Origin of the sequence: Erwinia plantamica (assembly GCF_043420595.1) — a bacterium.
GTDB lineage: Bacteria > Pseudomonadota > Gammaproteobacteria > Enterobacterales > Enterobacteriaceae > Erwinia > Erwinia aeris.
In genome coordinates this window covers 218,709-239,278 of the sequence record NZ_JBGCUC010000001.1, presented here as the reverse complement: position 1 = coordinate 239,278, position 20,570 = coordinate 218,709, and the positions used below count along the sequence as shown (strand labels likewise).

At 57.2% G+C, this 20,570-nt stretch carries 20 protein-coding genes; 12 read left to right on the top strand and 8 right to left on the bottom strand.

All coding sequences use genetic code 11. The features are described 5' to 3' along the window. Positions 1 to 71 precede the first annotated feature (71 nt). Together rlmA and AB3U87_RS01080 are read left to right on the top strand one after the other, a co-directional pair. Entirely contained in the window at positions 72 to 932 is an 861-nt protein-coding gene (gene rlmA / locus AB3U87_RS01085) for a 23S rRNA (guanine(745)-N(1))-methyltransferase (RefSeq protein WP_301252796.1), read from the top strand. 282 nt (positions 933 to 1,214) lie between these two features. Then, positions 1,215 to 2,774, top strand: coding sequence for a TerC family protein (locus tag AB3U87_RS01080; protein WP_301252794.1), 1,560 nt, complete (start codon positions 1,215 to 1,217; stop codon positions 2,772 to 2,774). A gap of 13 nt (positions 2,775 to 2,787) precedes the next feature. Here the strand turns inward: AB3U87_RS01080 and AB3U87_RS01075 are convergent, their stop codons facing one another. From AB3U87_RS01075 to pabB, 4 genes are all read right to left on the bottom strand, one after another. Further along, a complete protein-coding gene (locus AB3U87_RS01075) occupies positions 2,788 to 4,350 on the bottom strand; it encodes an EAL domain-containing protein (RefSeq protein ID WP_253460841.1) in 1,563 nt (520 codons plus the stop codon). 163 nt (positions 4,351 to 4,513) lie between these two features. Next, a complete protein-coding gene (gene sdaA, locus AB3U87_RS01070) occupies positions 4,514 to 5,878 on the bottom strand; it encodes an L-serine ammonia-lyase (protein ID WP_253460844.1) in 1,365 nt (454 codons plus the stop codon). A gap of 332 nt (positions 5,879 to 6,210) precedes the next feature. Next, on the bottom strand, positions 6,211 to 6,783 hold the full coding sequence (locus AB3U87_RS01065) for a CoA pyrophosphatase (RefSeq protein ID WP_253460847.1): 573 nt from the start codon (positions 6,781 to 6,783) through the stop codon (positions 6,211 to 6,213). Continuing rightward, positions 6,776 to 8,137: an aminodeoxychorismate synthase component 1 gene (gene pabB / locus AB3U87_RS01060; RefSeq protein WP_394148104.1), complete on the bottom strand. Its 1,362-nt coding sequence runs from the start codon at positions 8,135 to 8,137 to the stop codon at positions 6,776 to 6,778. The genes AB3U87_RS01065 and pabB overlap by 8 nt, the downstream gene beginning before the upstream one ends. Positions 8,138 to 8,247: 110 nt before the next feature. On the opposite strand from pabB, the gene AB3U87_RS01055 reads away from it, so the two are divergent. Next, complete coding sequence (locus AB3U87_RS01055) at positions 8,248 to 8,499, top strand: YoaH family protein (RefSeq protein ID WP_253460853.1); 252 nt, start codon at positions 8,248 to 8,250, stop codon at positions 8,497 to 8,499. Between the two features lie 32 nt (positions 8,500 to 8,531). On the opposite strand, the gene AB3U87_RS01050 is transcribed toward AB3U87_RS01055, so the two are convergent. Further along, a complete protein-coding gene (locus tag AB3U87_RS01050; protein ID WP_301252791.1) occupies positions 8,532 to 8,876 on the bottom strand; it encodes a RidA family protein in 345 nt (114 codons plus the stop codon). A 138-nt stretch (positions 8,877 to 9,014) separates the two neighbouring features. Here AB3U87_RS01050 and AB3U87_RS01045 point away from each other — a divergent pair, with 138 nt between their 5' ends. The 6 genes from AB3U87_RS01045 (at position 9,015) to rnd (ending at position 16,405) form a co-directional block, all read left to right on the top strand. Then, on the top strand, positions 9,015 to 9,434 hold the full coding sequence (locus tag AB3U87_RS01045; RefSeq protein ID WP_253453664.1) for a DUF4186 domain-containing protein: 420 nt from the start codon (positions 9,015 to 9,017) through the stop codon (positions 9,432 to 9,434). Positions 9,435 to 9,933: 499 nt separating this feature from the next. Next, complete coding sequence (locus AB3U87_RS01040) at positions 9,934 to 11,835, top strand: DNA repair helicase YoaA (protein WP_253453668.1); 1,902 nt, start codon at positions 9,934 to 9,936, stop codon at positions 11,833 to 11,835. Positions 11,836 to 11,896: 61 nt separating this feature from the next. Next, positions 11,897 to 12,592, top strand: a complete 696-nt coding sequence (gene tsaB / locus AB3U87_RS01035) for a tRNA (adenosine(37)-N6)-threonylcarbamoyltransferase complex dimerization subunit type 1 TsaB (protein ID WP_253453671.1) — start codon at positions 11,897 to 11,899, stop codon at positions 12,590 to 12,592. A gap of 110 nt (positions 12,593 to 12,702) precedes the next feature. Next, positions 12,703 to 13,302 (top strand): Slp family lipoprotein, encoded by a 600-nt coding sequence (locus tag AB3U87_RS01030; protein WP_253453674.1) that lies wholly within the window; start codon positions 12,703 to 12,705, stop codon positions 13,300 to 13,302. 210 nt (positions 13,303 to 13,512) lie between these two features. Next, a complete protein-coding gene (gene fadD / locus AB3U87_RS01025; RefSeq protein WP_253453677.1) occupies positions 13,513 to 15,189 on the top strand; it encodes a long-chain-fatty-acid--CoA ligase FadD in 1,677 nt (558 codons plus the stop codon). Between the two features lie 109 nt (positions 15,190 to 15,298). After that, positions 15,299 to 16,405 carry a ribonuclease D gene (gene rnd / locus AB3U87_RS01020; protein ID WP_301729718.1) on the top strand — a complete coding sequence of 369 codons (1,107 nt, stop codon included), beginning with the start codon at positions 15,299 to 15,301 and terminating at the stop codon, positions 16,403 to 16,405. A 67-nt stretch (positions 16,406 to 16,472) separates the two neighbouring features. Here the strand turns inward: rnd and minE are convergent, their stop codons facing one another. From minE to minC, 3 genes are read right to left on the bottom strand one after another with little or no spacing between them, the layout of a single operon-like run. Next, positions 16,473 to 16,742, bottom strand: a complete 270-nt coding sequence (minE, locus tag AB3U87_RS01015) for a cell division topological specificity factor MinE (protein WP_253453681.1) — start codon at positions 16,740 to 16,742, stop codon at positions 16,473 to 16,475. A gap of 3 nt (positions 16,743 to 16,745) precedes the next feature. Next, positions 16,746 to 17,558, bottom strand: coding sequence for a septum site-determining protein MinD (gene minD, locus AB3U87_RS01010; protein ID WP_125287791.1), 813 nt, complete (start codon positions 17,556 to 17,558; stop codon positions 16,746 to 16,748). A gap of 43 nt (positions 17,559 to 17,601) precedes the next feature. After that, a complete protein-coding gene (gene minC, locus AB3U87_RS01005) occupies positions 17,602 to 18,294 on the bottom strand; it encodes a septum site-determining protein MinC (protein WP_369894648.1) in 693 nt (230 codons plus the stop codon). 155 nt (positions 18,295 to 18,449) lie between these two features. Between minC and AB3U87_RS01000 the strand changes: the two genes are divergently transcribed. The 3 genes from AB3U87_RS01000 (at position 18,450) to AB3U87_RS00990 (ending at position 20,560) form a co-directional block, all read left to right on the top strand. Further along, the gene (locus AB3U87_RS01000; protein ID WP_253453688.1) at positions 18,450 to 18,725 is read left to right on the top strand and encodes a YcgL domain-containing protein; all 276 of its coding nucleotides are present in this window, start codon (positions 18,450 to 18,452) and stop codon (positions 18,723 to 18,725) included. A gap of 87 nt (positions 18,726 to 18,812) precedes the next feature. Then, entirely contained in the window at positions 18,813 to 19,871 is a 1,059-nt protein-coding gene (locus AB3U87_RS00995; protein ID WP_253453691.1) for a lytic murein transglycosylase, read from the top strand. 29 nt (positions 19,872 to 19,900) lie between these two features. Beyond that, positions 19,901 to 20,560, top strand: coding sequence for a fumarylacetoacetate hydrolase family protein (locus AB3U87_RS00990; protein ID WP_301252788.1), 660 nt, complete (start codon positions 19,901 to 19,903; stop codon positions 20,558 to 20,560). Positions 20,561 to 20,570 lie beyond the last annotated feature (10 nt).

The following is a 20,570-nucleotide window of genomic DNA, read 5'->3' as shown; positions in this document are numbered from 1 at the left end:
ATCCATGAAAACCTGCCCTGGCCTGCATATTTCCGGTAAACTGCCGCTCTTAACGTTACCGGAGAGTTGTTATGTCTTATCTTTGCCCGCTTTGCCATCATCCCTTGCTGCCCGATGCTTCCGGCTGGCGATGTGAAAACCGGCATCAGTTCGATCGGGCAAAAGAGGGCTACGTCAATCTGCTGCCGGTGCAGCACAAGCGATCTAAGCAGCCGGGCGACAGCGCCGAGATGATGCAGGCGCGACGTGAATTTCTGGATGCCGGGCACTATCAGCCTCTCCAGTCCAGCGTCTGCGATATTTTCCAGCGCATCCTGCCGCCCGAAAACGCCAGCGTGCTCGATATTGGCTGTGGCGAAGGCTATTACACCCACGCGGTGGCCGATATGCTGCAAAAAAACGGCGAGGCGGAAGTCCACGCGCTGGATGTATCCAGAGTCGCGGTGCGTGCTGGCGCTAAACGCTATCGCAACGTTCGTTTTTGCGTGGCGTCCAGCCACCGGCTGCCGTTTGCCAGCGAACAGTTTGATGCCGTGCTGCGTATCTATGCGCCCTGCAAGGCGGAGGAGCTGGCGCGGGTAGTAAAGCCCCACGGCTACGTCCTGACCGTTACGCCGGGGCCGCGTCACCTGCTGCAGTTCAAAGAGCTAATCTATCAGGAAGCACGCCTGCATGATGAAACGCCCGAAGCGTTGCCGGGCTTTACGCTGGTAGAGCAGCATTCGCTTAATTATTTAATGAGCCTTAACAGTGAGACGTCCGCCGCACTCTTGCAGATGACGCCTTTTGCGTGGCGCGCCCGTCCTGAAGTCTGGGGCGTGCTGGCTACCACGCCGTCGTTTGAGGTTGAAACGGACTTTACGCTGCGCCTGTGGCAAAAGGAAAAGCCTGAGGCTGCGCAGCAGGCAGAGGCGCCTTCTTCTGGCGAATAGCGGAGCAGGGCCGTTTGTGACTGAACGGTCTTCTGTAAATGTAAGCAAATATTTTGACGTTGTCCCGTGCGCTGTTTACAGTAGAACTCCTTAATTTTTACAGGAGCCACGGGCCTGCGCCCTCCCTATGGATCGTCACCGAAGTTGTTTAACTAAGCCACCGGCCTACGCGGCCACTCTGACTTTGCCTTTTGATGGCGCTTATCTTGCCTTGTCTCCAGCCATAAGCTGCGCGATGGTGTTGCCAGTTTCTTTTTCCCCTATCTCTGTTCGGAGCCTGTCATGGAATTTCTCTTAGACCCGTCAATCTGGGCCGGTCTGCTGACGCTGGTCGTCCTTGAAATCGTGTTGGGAATAGATAACCTGGTTTTTATCGCCATCCTGGCCGATAAGCTGCCGCCAAAGCAGCGTGATAAAGCCCGTCTGATAGGCCTGTCTCTGGCGCTGATTATGCGCCTGGGTCTGCTTTCTCTGATCTCCTGGATGGTGACCCTGACGCGTCCGTTGTTCAGCGTCGCGGATTTCAGCTTTTCGGGGCGCGATCTGATCCTGCTGGTCGGCGGTTTCTTTCTGCTGTTCAAAGCGACGATGGAGCTGCATGAAAGGCTGGAAAACCGTGAGCACATCGGCGGAGGCGCTAAGGGCTATGCCAGCTTTTGGTCCGTGGTTATCCAGATTGTGGTGCTGGATGCCGTCTTCTCGCTGGATGCGGTAATCACTGCCGTTGGCATGGTCAACAACCTGGCGATTATGATGACGGCGGTGGTGATCGCGATGGGCGTGATGCTGCTGGCCTCAAAACCGCTGACCCGGTTTGTCAACGCGCATCCTACAGTCGTGGTGCTCTGCCTCAGCTTCCTGTTGATGATCGGGCTTAGCCTGGTGGCGGAAGGCTTTGGCTTCCATATTCCAAAAGGCTACCTCTACGCGGCTATCGGCTTCTCTATTCTGATCGAGCTGTTTAACCAGATCGCGCGGGTGAATTTTCTTCGCCATCAGTCCAAAAGACCGATGCGTGAGCGTACCGCCGAAGCTATTCAGCGGCTTATGGGGGGACGACGCGGGGGCCATACGGATAACGGCGAACAGGAGAGCGAAACCCTCAAGCTGATGCCGCAGGAAACCTTTAAAGATGAAGAGCGCTATATGATTAACGGCGTGCTGACGCTGGCCTCGCGCTCGGTACGCAGCATTATGACGCCGCGCGGCGATATTTCCTGGGTCAACGCCGAGCGTCCGGCGGATGAAATCCGCGTGCAGCTGCTGGATACGCCGCACAGCCTGTTCCCCGTCTGCCGGGGAGAGCTGGATGAGATTGTCGGCGTCGTGCGGGCAAAAGAGCTGCTGGTGGCCCTGGAGCAGGGCATTGATGTTGCCACCTATGCTGCCGCTATGCCGCCGGTGATCGTGCCGGAAACGCTGGATCCGATCAATCTGCTGGGCGTGCTGCGTCGCGCCAGGGGCAGCTTTGTGGTGGTAAGCAATGAGTTCGGCGTGGTGCAGGGTCTGATAACGCCGCTGGACGTGCTGGAGGCGATTGCGGGCGAGTTCCCGGATGAGGATGAAACGCCTGATATCGTCGCTGATGGCGAAGGCTGGCTGGTGAAGGGCGGCACCGATCTGCATTCTTTGCAGCAGCTGCTGGATACCCAGATGCTGGTGAAGCCGGCAGACGATCATGCTTCGCTGGCGGGACTGCTGATTGCCCAGAAAGGCCAGCTGCCCCAGGCGGGCGAGGTAATAGCACTGCCGCCGTTCGCCTTCCAGATTGTCTCTGCTACCGACTATCGTATTGATCTGGTCCGCGTGACGCGGGAAAAAGCCCCGGTGGAAGAAGGCTAAACCTGACGAAACATCAGCCGCCGCCGGGCGGCTGATGTTCGCTAAGCCACTGAGGGAAACTTTCCAGCGGCATCGGTCGGGCAAACAGATATCCCTGCAACACATCCACGCCTTTCTCACGCAGGTAGGCCGCCTGAGCTGCCGTTTCCACGCCTTCCGCAACCAGGCTGATATTCAGCCGCTGCGCCAGGGAAATCACCATATCCGTAACGGTCGCGTTAATCGCGTCTGTCCCTATCGCCGCGGTAAAAACCTTATCGATTTTCAGCACGTCCGGGCTAAGCGTTTTCAGATAGGAGAGCGAACTGTGGCCGGTGCCGAAATCGTCAATCGCCAGCTTCACGCCGTTCTGGCGCAGCTGAGCCACCACGCGCTGGTCAACCTCCGGCAGCGCATCGCGCTCGGTCAGTTCCACAATCAGCTGCGGAGCCGGGTTCGCCGGCCACCAGAGCTGCTTCAAATCCGTCACGATTTGCCGGTCATGAAAATGGCTGGAAGCGACGTTGATGGCAATATGGAAATCGGAGCGGGCCGGCAGCAGCGGCAGCTGGCTGACCACCTCGGTTAACACATAACGCGTCAGCGGCGCGATTAAATTATGCCGCTCGGCCAGCGGAATAAAAAGATCCGGCGATACCCAGCCCTGGCGGTCGTTATGCCAGCGCAGCAGCAGCTCGATGCCTTCGCATTCGCCGCTGCGGGCGTTAATCAGCGGCTGGCAGTACACCATAAATTCACGCGCGTTAATGCCGTAGCTGATCTGCCAGGCAAGGCTCATGCGGTTCGCGGTCGCCAGCCAGACAATGTAGCCGGACAGCAGGCTCAGCAGCAGCGCCAGCGGCAGCTGTTCAGGCAGCGCCAGCAGCGCCAGCCTGGCGGGCGCCGGCCCATACAGCGTGACGGAAAAAGGATAGCGCAGCGAGGCGTCCTGATAGCTGACTTCATCCTCGGACGGCAGCGCTTTTTCAATCAGGGGATTGCCGTATTCCAGGCTGTGTTCGCCTACATTGAAAATAACGCGTTCCACCCACGGCAACTCAGGCTCAAGCAGGTAGTTGCTCATCAGCTCGATATTAACGAGTTGCAGGATCCCGGCCCTGTTGCCTGCTTCCAGCGGCGTCCACAGCAGCAGTACCGGTGATCCCTTAAGCAGATGATCGTCGGTGCTTAGCAACATTCGCTGATTGTTTACGGCCAGTTCGGGATAGGTGGCGCTGAAGGCAAGATTGGTACTGCCATAAATGCTGGAACAGTACATATTGTCCCGATCGACCAGGATAATTGATCGCACGGTTTGCAGCGAGGCCAGCTTTTCCACCAGCGGAAAACGAACCTGATCGCACGGCAGGCCCACCAGCCCCTGCGTATTATTAGCCGCCACGTCAAGCGGCGAAAAAAGGCGATCGAAACGCTGGATCGCTTTGCTGGCAAAAGTGTGCGACAGCTTTTCGATATGATTTTTTTCGACGATAAAGCGTAAAGCCAGGGTAAGGATAAGCACCAGCGCGGCGACTACCACAGCAATTAACAAGCGTCTGCGGCGAAACGCCCCAGTGGCTTCCTGTGACACTTGCATTAATGACCATCCTTAAAGCGAAACGCGAACCAGCCTGTTATCGGCAAAAGTAAGATTAAGTTTAGTCCTGAGAAATGAAAAACGGGGTTAAACAGCGGGTTGCCAACAGCAGAAATAGAGGGAAAAGGAAAGCGCCAGCGCCGCAGAAGGCGCTGGCGAAAAATCAGTCACACTGTACTTTTATCGCCAGGCCGCCGCGGGAAGTTTCACGGTATTTGGCGTTCATATCCTTGCCGGTTTCATACATCGTTTCGATCACTTTATCCAGCGAAACGCGTGCCTCGCTGGTACGCCGCATCGCCATGCGCGCGGAGTTAATCGCTTTTACCGAAGCAATGGCGTTACGTTCGATGCAGGGAACCTGTACCTGACCCGCAACCGGATCGCAGGTCAGGCCCAGGTTGTGCTCCATGCCGATTTCCGCCGCCACGCAAACCTGCTCCGGGCTGGCGCCCAGCAGCTCGGCCAGACCCGCCGCCGCCATTGAACAGGCCACGCCGACCTCGCCCTGGCAGCCCACTTCCGCGCCGGAAATCGAGGCGTTCATCTTGTACAGGATGCCGACGGCGCCCGCCGCCATAAAATAGCGGATAAAAATATCGGGACTGACCGAAGCGATAAAGTGATCGTAATAGGCCAGCACGGCCGGCACGATGCCGCAGGCGCCGTTGGTTGGGGCCGTCACCACCCGGCCGCCCGCCGCGTTCTCTTCGTTAACGGCCAGCGCAAACATGTTTACCCAGTCGATTACGTTCATAGGATCGCTGGAAAGTTTGTCGGAGGAAACCAGCAAACGGCGCAGCGCGGCGGCGCGGCGCGGTACGCGCAGCGGGCCAGGCAGAACGCCTTCGGTATTCAGGCCGCGATCGATACAGTCGCGCATGCTCTGCCAGACGTCCGCAAAATAGTGTTCGATCTCCGCCCGGCTGTGCAGCGCCAGTTCGTTCTTCATCACCATACCGGAAAGCGACAGGCCGGTTTCATGACAGTGGGCCAGCATCTCTTTCGCTGAGTTGAACGGATAGGGCACCGACACTTCGTTCAGCGTGGACTGGCCGAAATGCTCTTCATCGACGATAAAGCCGCCGCCGATGGAATAGTAGGTTTTGCTGTAAATCAGCTCGTCGCCCGAGAAGGCATGAATGCGCATACCGTTTTCATGCAGGGAGAGATTATCGCTGCGAAACACCATGCCGCCTTCGCGTGGAAAATCGACTTCGTGCGCGCCGCCGGCCAGCAGCAGACGCTGTCGCGCCTCTACATCACGAATAAAGGCCGGAATGCCGTCGATATCCACACTTTCCGGCGAGGCGCCCGACAGGCCCATAATAATCGCGATATCGGTGTGGTGCCCTTTACCGGTCAGAGAAAGCGAACCGTAAACGTCGACGGCGATGCGCGTCACATCGGTTAATTTGCCCAGGCTGACCAGATCGTCAACAAACTGTTTGCCGGCTTTCATCGGCCCCACCGTATGGGAACTGGATGGGCCTATGCCGATCTTAAACATGTCGAAAACGCTAATCACATTCTGCTCCCGGGTCCGCAGTTAATCGCTGGATAATATTTAATGGTAATCATCATGTGAACGATAGTCGCATGAAATAAACTAATCTTCTGCAGACAGAAAAGTTATTGCGGGCTGCATCACACTGGCGTCCGCTGCTTTTTTCTGCCTGACCTGAACTAAGGCAAACAAAAACCGGCCCGCTATGATTCGGGGCCGGTCTTTTGCGCTGCAATATAAAGGATTTACGCTAATTGTGAAGGGGTAAGGCAAACTAAAAGAGGGAATTTCTTTGCCGTTTTGCTGTAAAGCTCTGGCAAAGCGGGCAAGCGACGCTATTTTGTGCGAAACCGCTACTCTGTTACCTGCAGGCTGAGCTGGCGGATAATGCCCGCAGTCATGCCCCAGATAAAATAGTCGTCAAACCAGGAAAGCCAGATCCGGTGTGTTATGCCGTGGCGCTGGATATCCAGCGGTGCATAGCGCCCCAGCCGGAGTGCTTCCTGAAGCGGCATCTCAAAAACCGATTCCACCTCCGCTTCATTGGCGTGCCAGGCAAGATTATCAGGCAGAATGCCTACTACCGGCGTAACCTGAAAACCGGTGCTGCTGGTCACGGGCGGCAGCACGCCGATCACCTTTACGCTTTCAGGCGGAATAGCGACCTCTTCCTGCGCTTCGCGCAGCGCGGTGTAAATCAGTGACCGATCTTCATTATCCCGCATCCCGCCGGGGAAGGCGACCTGCCCGGCATGCTTGCGTAGCGTGGCGGCGCGTCGGGTCAGCAGCAGCGCAGGACGCGGACGGTTAATAATCGGCACCAGCACCGCCGCCTGGCGCGTGGGCAGCTGAGGCACGGCAGGCTCGGGCCGCTGTAGCTGAAAACGGGTGATAAAACGCTCCAGCGCCGGTGACGCGTCAGGCATGATAGTGCTCCAGACAGGGAAGAATGCGGTTTACCTTATCGAACGTTTCCTGATATTCCGACTGCTCGTCGCTGTCGGCCACGATACCGCCGCCAGCGGTACAGTAAAGCTGGCCCTTTTCCGCCGTCAGGGTGCGGATGGTGATGCTGGTATCCATGCGGCCGCAGACGCTGAGATAACCGATGCTGCCGCACCAGGCGTTGCGGCGGTGCGGTTCAAGCTCATCGATAATAGCCATTGCCCGTACTTTAGGCGCACCGGTGATAGATCCGCCAGGGAAACAGGCGCGCAGCAGATCGCAGGCCGTAAGCCCGGGTTTCAGCGTGCCGGTAATGGTACTGACCAGATGATGCACCGCCGGGAAAGGCTCTACGACAAACAGCTCCGGCACTTTTACCGTGCCGGGTACGGCTACGCGGCCAATATCGTTGCGCAGCAGGTCGACAATCATCAGGTTTTCCGCCCGATCCTTAGGCGACTGCGCCAGCTTCTCCGCCTGACGGCGATCGGCCTGGGGATCGCTCAGGCGCGGCAGCGTGCCCTTAATTGGGCGGGTTTCGATTTCGCCCGCCGCCATATGCAGAAAGCGTTCGGGCGAAAGGCTTAAGATGGCGCTGTCCGGCAGGCGAAGAAAGGCGCTGAAGGGCGCGCGGTTCTGGCGGGTCAGCGATCTGTATGCCTGCCATTCATCGCCGCTGTAGCTGGCCTGAAAGCGCTGGGCCAGATTGATTTGATAGCAGTCGCCGCTGCGCAGCCACGCCTGCACCTGACGGAACTTCTCGCCGTAGGCTTCACGACTCATATTGGAAGCCCAGGCGCTGGTCAGGCGAAAAGGCTCGGGCACCTGCGGCGTTTGTTCATCAAGCCAGCGCAGCCGTTGCGCGGCGTCGCCATGCGTGATCAGCGTCAGGGTCTGGCGATGGTGATCGGCAATCAGCGCCCAGTCGTAAATGCCCACGGCCATATCCGGCGTGGTTAAATCCGGCTTCGCCAGCTGCGGCAGCTTCTCGAACCGTCGTCCCAGATCGTAGCCGAACAACCCCAGCGCGCCGCCCTGAAAAGGGTAGTCGCTGCTTTCAGCCGCCTGCAAATTGCTCTCCTGCAACGTCTGATGCAGCAGAACGAGCGGATCCTGTTCGCTTTCCGTCACCAGACCGTCACGTACTACGCAGGTCAGACCGCCGCAGGTGGTCAGCGTGGCGACGGGGTCGGCGACCATAATATCGAAGCGATTGTCGCTGTGTTCCGCAAAGCCGGAGTCCAGCAGCATCGCCCAGGGCTGATGGGCGATAACAGTAAACAGATCCCCGAGCGATTCGGGCGTATACTCCAGAGGATAATAAACAGGTGGCATGATTAAGGCAGATCAGAACTAAAACAGGCAGCAAGCCTGACATATTTTTCTGCTGCTGGCATCTGTTTGTTACGCGTGGAATAATTCCCGCGACTGAAACAGGAGCAATTATGATTAGTGGTTTACCGGCGCTGTCGCTTGAGCAGCAACAGCAGGCAGTGGAGCGTATCCAGGAGCTGATGGCCGACGGCATGAGCAGCGGACAGGCTATCCAGCTGGTGGCGGCTGAAATTCGCGAAACGCACACGGGCGAGATGATTGCCGTTCGTTTTGACGATGAAGATGAAGAGGATGAAGACGAGGCGCGCGAGCGGGCTAACTACCACGACGCTCACCACGCTGACGACGAAGAAGAAGAGTAAGTAAATGGCGCACCGCCCGGTGCGCCATAAGTTTATCTGGCGGCGACGATCTTGATCTCAACCAGATATTTCGGGTTCATCAGGCCGGCCTGCACGGTGCAGCGCACCGGCGCGTTGCCTGGCGACACCCAGGCGTCCCAGGCGCGGTTCATCGCCGGAAAATCCTCTTTGTGTACCAGAAAAATAGTGGCGTCCAGAATACGGCTTTTATCCGAGCCCAGGCGGGTCAGGATGCGGTCGATTACCGCCAGCGCGTTAGCCGTCTGCGCTTCGGCGTCCTCGTCCAGGTTTTCCGGCACGCTGGTGTAATAAATCGTATCGTTATGCACAACCGCTTCCGACATGCGGTGTTCCGGGTCAAGACGATCAATAGGCATCAGGTTCTCTCTTGTTATCACTTTAGTGGCCGATAGCCTGGCATAATGCCTGCGTGGTTGTCATCCCTCAGCATTCCTGTCGGCGGCAGGAGAATGCTATGCTGGCGCTCTGCCTTACTTTTTCTGCCTGGATTGATTATGCCCGCCATTGACGATCTTTTTCTGCGCCTGTCGCGCTCGCCGTTTCGGCAAAAATTCCATTTAGGCCACCGCGAATACCGCTATTGCCTGGACAAGGGCGAAGAGGAGATCGTCGCGCATGCTGCTGACTTTATTCGTGAGCGCCTTGCTCCCGCAGAGCCTGTTAATGACGGCAAGCAAACGCCGATGCGCGGTCATCCGGTATTTATTGCCCAGCATGCCACGGCCACCTGCTGTCGCGGCTGCCTGAGCAAATGGCACCAGATACCTGCGCACCAGCCGCTAACGGCAGCGCAGCAGGCGTGGGTTGTGCAGGCGATCCTGCACTGGCTGCGGCTGGAGATGCAGCGGCCGCAGCCTCCCGCGCCGCGCCGCAAAAAAGACCCGACAAAGGATAAACAGCTCAGGCTGCTGTAAGGCCCGTGGCGGGATGTGGCTATAAAAACGAAATATGCATTAACAAAGTCAATTGAATTGATAAAGGGAAAGGCTTGCGATTTTACCGGTAACATTCTAGTTTTGCTCTGGCAGGCAAATCCACTGGTAAAATAAGGGGTATTCGTATGCAATCTTCTAAGATTATTGTTTTAATTGAAAAAATAGCCATAGCCGTTTTTGCGGTTTTGCTGGTCTATTTTATCGCGACCGGCTTGCTTTCGGCGTCGGGCTGGGATCATAGCTGGCCTTACCCACACCGCTAAAGATGATTCTTTCACCAGGGAAAATAAAGCAGTGTTAATACTATAAGCGCCTCGCTACAGTGGCGCAGCCTCCTCCTTTTCTGACCCCCTTTCTTTGTGTCCGTTCGCGGCATAACATGCCTGATTCAGCTATAACCTTTTGATTTGTATTGGTTTGTATCCTTACGGTAATACTGCCATAATAGCCTGCTTTTTTTAACGGGCGGTGAGGATACGTGGTAAACGATTTTGCAGCAGACGGCGCGCTGGCGCAGGCCATTCCAGGCTTTAAGCCACGCGAACCTCAGCGCCTGATGGCGGAGGCGGTCACAACGGCCATCGATAACAAGCGCGAGCTGGTAGTAGAAGCGGGCACCGGAACCGGCAAAACCTATGCCTACCTGGCACCGGCGCTGCGCTCGGGTAAAAAAGTCATTATTTCTACCGGATCTAAAGCGCTTCAGGATCAGCTTTACAGCCGCGATTTGCCTACGGTCGCCCGTGCATTAGCATTTAAAGGGAAACTGGCGCTGCTGAAAGGGCGCTCGAACTACCTCTGCCTGGAGCGGCTGGAGCAGCAGTCGATGGCGGGCGGCGAGCTGGCGGCGCAGGCGATGAGCGATCTGGTGCACCTGCGCGGCTGGTCGAGCGAAACGGTGGACGGTGATATCAGCACCTGCGGCGGCGTGGCGGAAGACAGCCCGGTCTGGCCGCTGGTCACCAGCACCAATGACAACTGCCTGGGCAGCGACTGTCCTCTCTATCAGGACTGTTTCGTGGTGAAAGCGCGCCGCAAAGCGATGGACGCGGATGTGGTGGTGGTGAACCATCATCTCTTTCTGGCCGATATGGTGGTAAAAGAGAGCGGTTTTGCGGAGCTGATCCCGGAGGCGGACGTGATGATCTTTGATGAAGCGCATCAGGTGCCGGATATCGCCAGCCAGTACTTCGGCCAGCAGCTTTCCAGCAAGCAGCTGCTGGATCTCGCCAAAGACATCACCATCGCCTATCGCACCGAGGTGCGTGACGCCCAGCAGCTGCAAAAATCTGCAGATCGGCTGGCGCAAAGCGCGCAGGATTTCCGCCTGGCGCTGGGCGATCCCGGCTTTCGCGGCAATCTGCGGGAAGTCCTTAATAACGCCAATATTCAGCGCGCGCTGTTGCTGCTGGACGATGCGCTGGAGCTTTGTTATGACGTCGCGAAGCTGTCGCTGGGCCGTTCGGCGCTGCTGGATGCGGCCTTTGAACGGGCGGCGCTCTATCGCGGCAGGCTGAAGCGGCTGAAAGATGTCTCGCAGCCCGGTTTCAGCTACTGGTATGAGTGCAACAGCCGCCATTTTGTGCTGGCGCTGACGCCGCTGTCGGTATCGGATCGCTTCCGGGAAGTAATGGACGAGCGCCCAGCCAGCTGGATTTTCACCTCCGCCACGCTGGCGGTAAATGAGCAGATGACCCACTTTGTTGAAAGGCTGGGCGTCGCTGGCGCAGAAACGCTGATCCTTAATAGCCCGTTCGATTTCGCCAGCCAGGCGCTGCTGTGCGTGCCGCGCAATCTGCCTTCGCCCAATCAGCCCGGTGGCGCCAGACAGCTGGCGCGCATGTTGCTGCCGCTGATCGAGGCTAACAACGGCCGCTGCTTCTTCCTTTGTACCTCGCATCAGATGATGCGCGAGCTGGCCGAGCAGTTCCGCGCCATGCTGACGCTGCCCGTATTACTACAGGGAGAAACCAGCAAAGGCGAGCTGTTAAAACAGTTTATCGCGGCAGGCAACGCGGTGCTGGTGGCGACCAGTAGCTTCTGGGAAGGGGTGGACGTGCGCGGCGATGCGCTGTCGCTGGTCATTATCGACAAGCTGCCGTTTACCTCGCCTGACGATCCCTTGCTGAAAGCGCGCATGGAAGACTGTAAGCTGCGCGGCGGCGATCCGTTTGACGAGGTGCAGCTGCCGGACGCGGTTATCACGCTTAAACAGGGCGTCGGCCGCCTGATCCGCGACGTTGACGATCGCGGCGTGCTGGTGATCTGCGATAACCGCCTGGTGATGCGTCCCTACGGCGCGGTGTTTCTGAACAGCCTGCCGCCCACGCCGCGTACGCGGGATATTCAACAGGCGGTGGATTTCCTGCGGCCGCAGTAATTACCCGCGCAGTATGCTATGCTGCGCGCCGAAAATTTTGTCCCGCCTGAGGTAAAAATCCATGCGAATTTTAGCTATTGATACGGCCACCGAGGCCTGTTCGGTCGCGTTGCTGAATAATGGCAAGGTCACGGCGCATTTTGAGCTGTGCGCCCGCGAACATACGCAACGTATCCTGCCGCTGGTGCAGGCGCAGCTGCAACAAGAAGCGCTGACCCTGAACGAACTGGACGGACTGGCCTTCGGTAAAGGGCCGGGCAGCTTTACCGGCGTCCGTATCGGAACCGGCATCGCGCAGGGGCTGGCTTTGGGCGCGGCGCTGCCGTTAATCGGCGTGTCGACGCTGAAGACCATGGCGCAGAGCGCCTGGCGTTTACAGGGCGCCGATCGCGTGCTGGCCGCGATAGATGCGCGTATGGGCGAAGTGTACTGGGCACAGTATCAGCGCGACGAGCAGGGCGTCTGGCAGGGAGAAGAGACCGAAGCGGTGCTCAAACCAGAGGACGCGCTGGCGCGTATGACGCAGCTGAACGGTAGCTGGGCGATGGTGGGAACCGGCTGGCAGGCGTATCCGCAGCTGAGCGCGGAGAGTACGCTGACCTTACAGGCGACCGAGGTAACGCTGCCCTGTGCGGAAGATATGATCCCGTTGGCGGCGCTTGAGCTGGCGGCAGGCAATACGGTGCTGCCGGAAGAGGCGGAACCGACCTACCTGCGCAACGAAGTCACCTGGAAAAAGCTGCCGGGCAGGGAATAAGTCTGGCCGCGCCGCGCCTTAAGCTGCGTGAAACGAGCCGGGCAGAGAAAAACTCAGCAACTAATTGGCCCGAAAGGAGTCAAAGTGAGTAGTGTCCCTGGAGAGTTTTTATGCGTAATAAACGGTTATTGCGGTCAGGTAGTTTGCTGTTAATTTCCCTGCTGCTGGCGGGCTGCGCCAGCGTGCCGGATTCCGTCAAAGGGCATTCGCCTACGCCGCAGCAGGATTTGGCGCGGGTGCTGAATGCGCCGCAGCTGTATGTCGGCCAGGAGTCGCGCTTTGGCGGCAAGGTGGTGAAGGTCACCAATCAGAACGGCTCGACCCGGCTGGAGATTGCCGCCATGCGGCTGGACGATTTTGCGCGTCCGCTGCTGGGCAGTCCGTCGATTGGCCGTATTTATGCGGATATCAACGGCTTTGTCGATCCTGTCGACCTCAATAATCAGATGGTGACGGTTGTCGGTACGATCAAAGGCACGGAAAAGGGCGAAATCGGCCAGGCGAGCTACCAGTTTGTCACGGTCGCCGTGACGGGCTATCAGCGCTGGCGCCTGACGCAGCAGGTTGTTTCACCGCAGCCGCCGATGGATCCCTGGATCTGGTATGGCCCGCCGCGCGGTCGCCATCGTGGCGGCTACTGGGGCCCGCCGCCGGGAATGATGTTCTATAATCCAGGGCCAGCGGAAGTGCAAACTATCCTGACCGAATAGCGCTCAGACCGAGCGTTACAGACCCGACGGCTGGTTTCCGGCCGTCGGGTTATTTTTTGGCTTCTCAAAACGAGAAGAAATTAGTGATATGCTTCGCAACCTCAAAACGGAACGGGCCAGCAAACTGGTACGCTGAGTTAATATAATGTTAACAGATGGAGCAGTTAAGAGGTTGTGATGACGACAACGTTGAGTTTCCGAGGTGTTTCCTTGAATAAGGTTTGGCTGAACCGCTACCCTGCAGATGTTCCCGCAGAAATCGATGCCGATCGTTATCCTTCCCTGATCGATCTTTTCGAACACGCCGCTAACCGCTATGCCGACAGGCCCGCCTTTATGAACATGGGCCAGGCGATGACCTATCGTAAACTGGAAGAGCGCAGCCGGGCTTTCGCCGCCTATCTCCAGCAGGGACTGGGACTGAAAAAGGGCGATCGCGTCGCGCTGATGATGCCCAACCTGTTGCAGTATCCGATTGCGCTGTTTGGCGTTCTGCGTGCAGGCATGATTGTTGTTAACGTCAATCCACTCTATACGCCGCGCGAGCTGGAGCACCAGCTTAACGACAGCGGCGCCAGCGCCATCGTCATCGTGTCAAACTTCGCCCATACGCTGGAAAAAGTGGTAGCGAAAACGCAGCTTAAGCACGTGATCCTGACCCGGTTGGGCGACCAGCTTTCCCCGGCTAAGGGCACGCTGGTTAATTTTGTGGTGCGCTATATCAAGCGGATGGTGCCGAAATACCATCTGCCGGGCGCTATCTCCTTCCGTCGCGTGCTGCAAGAAGGCTACCGGATGCAGTATGTCCGGCCTGCGATCGTGAACGACGATCTGGCTTTTTTGCAGTATACGGGCGGGACGACAGGCGTGGCGAAAGGGGCGATGCTGACCCATCGCAATATGCAGGCCAACCTGGAGCAGACCAAGGCGACCTATGGCTCGCTGCTGAAAGCGGGCGAAGAAACGGTAGTGACCGCCTTGCCGCTTTATCATATTTTCGCGCTGACGGTGAACTGCCTGCTGTTTATCGATCTGGGCGGGGCGAACCTGCTGATCACCAATCCGCGCGATATTCCGGGGCTGGTGAAAGAGCTGGCGAAAAACCGCTTTACCGCCATTACCGGCGTCAACACGCTTTTTAACGCGCTGTTGAACGACAAAGACTTCCAGCAGCTGGATTTTTCCAGCCTGTCGCTATCGGCGGGCGGCGGCATGGCCGTGCAGAAAGCCGTTGCCGAACGCTGGGAGAAGCTTACCGGTCATTATCTGCTGGAAGGTTACGGCCTGACGGAGTGTTCGCCGCTGGTTTCGGTGAATCCTTACGATATCCGTTACCACAGCGGCAGCATCGGCCTGCCGGTGCCGTCGACCGATATCCGCATCGTGGACGGCGAGGGTAACGAGGTAGCGCCGGGCGAACCGGGCGAGCTTTGCATTAAAGGGCCGCAGGTTATGCCGGGCTACTGGAATCATCCGCAGGCCACCGGCGAGGTGCTGAAAAACGGCTGGCTGCACAGCGGCGACATTGTTACCGTCGATGCGGAAGGATTTATTCGCATCGTCGATCGGAAAAAAGATATGATTCTGGTTTCCGGTTTTAACGTTTATCCTAATGAGATCGAAGATGTGGCTATGCTGCATCCCAAAGTGCGCGAGGCGGCGGCGGTAGGCGTTCCTGATGCGGTAGCCGGCGAGACGGTGAAGATCTGCGTGGTAAAAAAAGACGCCTCGCTGACCAAAGAAGAGTTAATCGCCCACTGTAAGAAGCATCTGACCGGATATAAAATTCCTAAGATTGTCGAATTCCGCGACGAGCTGCCGAAAACCAACGTCGGCAAAATTTTGCGCCGCGAGCTGCGCGACGCGTCGGCAAAAACGACGCCGTAGCCGTAGTCAGGCGCACGCCAGTAACTTCTACGCCGGTTAAGCCGGCGTTTTTATTGAACCACACTGAGGCACAAGAAGCCGCAGCGAGAGGATCACCTTGAATTACACCATGATAACCACCAACGAGGCGCTGGCCGAAGTGTGCCAGGCCGCCCGTCAGGTTCCCGCCGTGGCGCTGGACACCGAGTTTGTTCGCACCCGCACCTATTATCCCGGCCTTGGACTGATTCAGCTGTTTGACGGCGAGCGGGTTTCACTGATCGATCCGCTGCCCATCAGCGAATGGACGCCGTTTCGTGAGCTGCTCCTCGATCAAAACGTCATTAAATATCTGCACGCGGGCAGCGAGGATTTGGAAGTTTTCCTGCATGAGTATGGCGTGCTGCCGGAACCGATGATTGATACGCAAATCCTGGCTGCTTTCACCGGCCGGCCGCTCTCCTGCGGTTTTGCCACCATTGTGGAATCTTTTACCGGCATCGCGCTGGATAAGAGCGAATCGCGCACCGACTGGCTGGCGCGTCCGCTGACGGAAAAGCAGTGCCACTATGCCGCCGCGGACGTCTGGTATCTGCTGCCGATTGCGCAGAAACTGATGGCGGAAGCCGAAGCTGCCGGTCGGCTCGACGCCGCGCTGAACGAGTGTGGCCTGCTGTGTCAGCGTCGCCGTACCGTTGTGGTGCCGGAAGAGGCCTGGCGCGACATCGCCAATGCCTGGCAGCTGCGTCCTCGCCAGCTTGCCGCGCTGCGCCTGATGGCCGCATGGCGTCTGGAGCTGGCGCGTGAAAAAGACATGGCCGTGAATTTTGTGGTGCGGGAAGAGAACCTCTGGAAGGTGGCGCGGTATATGCCGGGTTCGCTGGGCGAACTGGATCACCTTGGCCTGGGCGGCCAGGAAATACGATTCCACGGCAAGGCGCTGGTGGCGATGGTGGCGCAGGCCAATGCGTTGCCGGAAAGCGAACTGCCAGAGCCGGTCGCTAACCTGATCGACAATCCCGCCTATAAAAAAGTCTTTAAAGCGCTGAAGGCACTAATGGCGGAAGCGGCGGAGAAAAACGGCGTCAGTCAGGAACTGCTGGCCTCGCGGCGGCAGATTAATCAGCTGCTGAACTGGCACTGGAAGCTGAAACCGATGGGGACGCCGGAGCTGCTCGACGGCTGGCGGGGCGATCTGCTGCGCGACGACATTCTGGCGTTGCTGGCAGACTACTAACGACGCGGGCTGCCCGCAGCCCTTTTCCCCTGCAAACAGGCAGGGGAAAGTCAGGCGTGGCAAAGGCTCATTTCGGGGTTTCTTCTGCCTCAGGCAGCGTCACGTTAAGCTCCAGAATGGAGATATCGTCATCTTTCTGATCCAGTTTAACGCTCAGCATTTCCGGATCGATCTTCACGTATTTGCAGATAACTTCCAGAATGTCTCTTTTCAGCTGCGGCAGATAGTGAGGCTCGGCGTCGCCCCTCCTGCGCTCCGCCACGATAATCTGCAGCCGTTCCTTGGCTATATTGGCTGTGCTTTTTTTACGGGATAAAAAGAAATCAAGTAAGGCCATGTTTTATCCCCCAAACAGGCGTTTCAGGAAACCCTTCTTCTCTTCTTCAATGAAGCGGAAGGGACGTTCTTCACCCAGAAGACGATCGACGGTATCGGCATAGGCTTTGCCCGCGTCGGAATCGATATCCAGAATGACCGGTTCGCCCTGGTTAGATGCGCGCAGCACGGACTGATCTTCAGGGATCACGCCCGCCAGCGGAATGCGCAGGATCTCCAGCACGTCTTCCATGCTCAGCATATCGCCGCGGCTAACGCGCCCCGGATTGTAACGGGTGAGCAGCAGATGTTCTTTAATCGGATCCTGACCGTTTTCCGCGCGGCGAGACTTGGAAGAGAGAATGCCGAGAATACGGTCGGAGTCGCGGACAGAGGAGACTTCCGGGTTGGTGGTGATAATCGCTTCGTCAGCGAAATAGAGCGCCATCAGCGCGCCGGTTTCAATACCCGCCGGTGAATCGCATACGATGAAATCAAACGCCATCGTGGCCAAATCGTTAAGCACTTTTTCCACGCCTTCGCGGGTCAGGGCATCTTTGTCACGCGTCTGCGAAGCAGGCAGGATAAACAGATTTTCAGTACGCTTATCTTTAATCAGCGCCTGGTTAAGCGTGGCGTCACCCTGGATGACGTTAACGAAATCGTAGACTACCCGGCGCTCACAGCCCATGATCAGGTCGAGATTTCGCAGACCGATATCAAAATCGATCACGACGGTTTTTTTACCTTTCTGGGCTAAACCGGTAGCGATGGCCGCGCTGGACGTGGTTTTGCCCACGCCTCCTTTACCCGATGTAACAACAATAATGCGTGCCATATAATAATTTTCCTTAAGAAAAGAAAGGGCTCGTGAGCCTGGCTCAGTTCAGTGTCTGTATAGTCAGGGCGCCATCTTTTAAGCAAAGACGTGACGCTTTTCCAAAAAATTCAGCAGGGATTTGGTCCATAATCCAGTACTCACCGGCAATGGACACTAACTCTGCGGATAAATTCGTGCAAAAAATCTGGCAGTCGCGATCGCCGCCGGCCCCGGCTAAGGCCCGGCCACGCATCATGCCATAGATATGGATATTGCCGTCGGCTATCAGTTCGGCACCCGCGCTGACGCTGCTGGTGACGATCAGGTCGCTGTTTTTCGCGTATATTTGCTGGCCAGAGCGAACGGGCGCGTTGATGACGCGTGTTCTGGCCGCCGGGATCTCAACGGGCTTAGCCGGTTCCGGCGCTTCAGGCGCGGGCTTTTGTTCTTTGCCTTCAGACAGCAGCGGCAGGCCGGCACGAACAATCATGCGCTTGAGCGCCTCGTCTTTGCAGCCGCTGACGCCGACAATATGCAGGCCGGTCGACGCGATAGCCTGCTGCATTTGCCGCCAGTTAACCTCGCTGTTTAAGGTGGAAACATTCAGCACAACCGGCGCGTTTTTCAGGAAAGCGGGAGCCTGGCTGACTTTATCCTGAAGCGCCTGGCGCACCACATCCGCATCGTGGTGATGTAAGTGAACTACAGACAGAGTAAAACTGCTGCCCTTTAACTCGATTGGCGTTTGTGACATCTGTCCCGCTCAGTCCTGTTATTTCAAATCCCGGCGAAATCTCCGTCAGAGTGACGGTTAATCGCGCCCGGACGATATTCCGAAGTTCAGCAAGCATGTTATAGTTACTGCTATATTCAGGCAAGCCACCGACCAGGTTAATTCGAGTAAAAAATATGTTTTGTGTGATCTACAGAAGTCCTAAACGTGACCAGACTTATCTTTATGTTGAAAAAAAAGACGATTTCTCGCGCGTGCCTGCTGAACTGCTTCAGGGATTTGGTAAACCCCAGCTGGCGATGGTCCTGCCGCTGGACGGCAGTAAACGCCTGGCCAATGCGGACCAGGCAAAAGTGAAAACGGCGCTGCTGGAGCAAGGTTATTATTTACAGGTGCCGCCGCCGATGGAAAGTCTGCTTAAGATGCATCTGGAAAAAGGTAAAAAAGATTAATTAGGAATCATCTGCAAGCTATTTTCCCACCGCTTTTCTTCCCGCCGGATATTATTGACGGCGGGAAGCACGTAAAAAGGGCCTTTTATGAAGCAACCTCTCTTCACCACGCTTATTTTTTCCCTGCTGCTGGCCGGCTGTGCCAGCAAGAACAGTAAAGCCCTTGAGAAAAAAAACGCCGCGCCGGCGCAGCAGAAAACCACGCTGGCCGCAACCGGGCGCGATCCGGCGGAGTTTCCCGCCTATGTCGAGGAGCTTAAGCGCCAGGCGCGGGAGCAGGGCATAGATGCCGCCACTATCGACACTGCCTTCAGCAATATACATTTCGTCGACCGCGCTATTTCTGCCGACCGTAACCAGTTAGAAAAGAAAGTCACGCTGGACGACTATCTGACGCGCGTGCTGCCGGAATGGAAAAAGCAGCGTGCGCGCGAAAACTTCCAGCAGTATTTGCCGCAGCTGCAAACGGCCAGCCAGCGTTATGGCGTGCAGCCGGAATATATAGTGGCGCTTTGGGCGATGGAAAGCAGCTTCGGCAAAATCCAGGGAAAAGAAGAGATCGTCTCTGCGCTCTCTACGCTGGCTTTTGAAGGACGCCGCGAAGCCTTCTTCACTAAAGAGCTGATGGCGGCGCTGCGGATTATTCAGCAGCAGCATATCAGCGCGGCGCAGATGAAGGGCTCCTGGGCTGGCGCGATGGGGCAGAATCAGTTTATGCCTTCTTCTTTCCTGCGCTACGGCGCGGACGGCGACGGCGACGGGCAAATCGATATCTGGAATAACGTGGAGGATGTGTTTGCTTCTACGGCCAACTATCTGGCAACGGAAGGCTGGAAGCCCGGCGGGCGCTGGGGCCAGGAGGTGATCCTGCCGGTCGATTTTGCTAAAGCGCAGGCAGGGCTGAAAACCGACCAGGCGAAATCGGTTGGCGACTGGCAAAAACTGGGCGTACGCTTCAGCGATGATGCGCCGCTGCCGGATAATGCGCAGCGCAGCTGGATTATTTTGCCCGACGACGCGCCGGGCCGGGCCTTTATGGTTTACGACAACTTCCGCGTCATTATGCACTGGAACCGATCATATTATTTCGCCATCAGTATCGGCATGATGGCCGACGCCATTTCTCAACAGGATGTGGTCCACTGACCACTCACGCAAACAGGCAGGGGAACAGTATGTATCAGCATCATAACTGGCAGGGCGCTTTATTAGATTACCCGGTGAGCAAAGTGGTCTGCGTAGGCAGCAACTATGCAAAACATATTAAAGAGATGGGCAGCGCGACGCCTGCTGAGCCTGTCCTGTTTATCAAGCCGGAAACCGCGCTGTGCGATCTTCGTCAGCCGCTGTCGATCCCGAAAGATCTGGGCGCGGTGCATCATGAAGTTGAGCTGGCAGTGTTGATTGGCGCCACGCTGAAACAGGCAACGGAAGAGCACGTGGCGAAAGCTATTGCAGGCTACGGCGTGGCGCTGGATTTAACGCTGCGTGACGTGCAGGCCGGCTGTAAAAAAGCGGGACAGCCGTGGGAAAAAGCGAAAGGCTTCGACAATTCCTGCCCGGTTTCCGGTTTTATTGCCGCCAGCGAGCTGGGCGCCGATCCGCAGGATATCGAGCTAAAGCTGATCGTCAATGGCGAAGTGCGTCAGCAGGGTTCCACTGCGGATATGATCCATAAAATCCTGCCGCTGATTGCCTATATGAGTAAGTTCTTCACGCTGCGCGCGGGCGATATTATCCTGACCGGCACGCCTGAAGGCGTTGGCCCGATGTCCTCTGGCGATACGCTGGAAGTGTCGCTGGGCGGACGCGGCGTGGCGACGCGCGTGCTGTAAGACTTGCAAC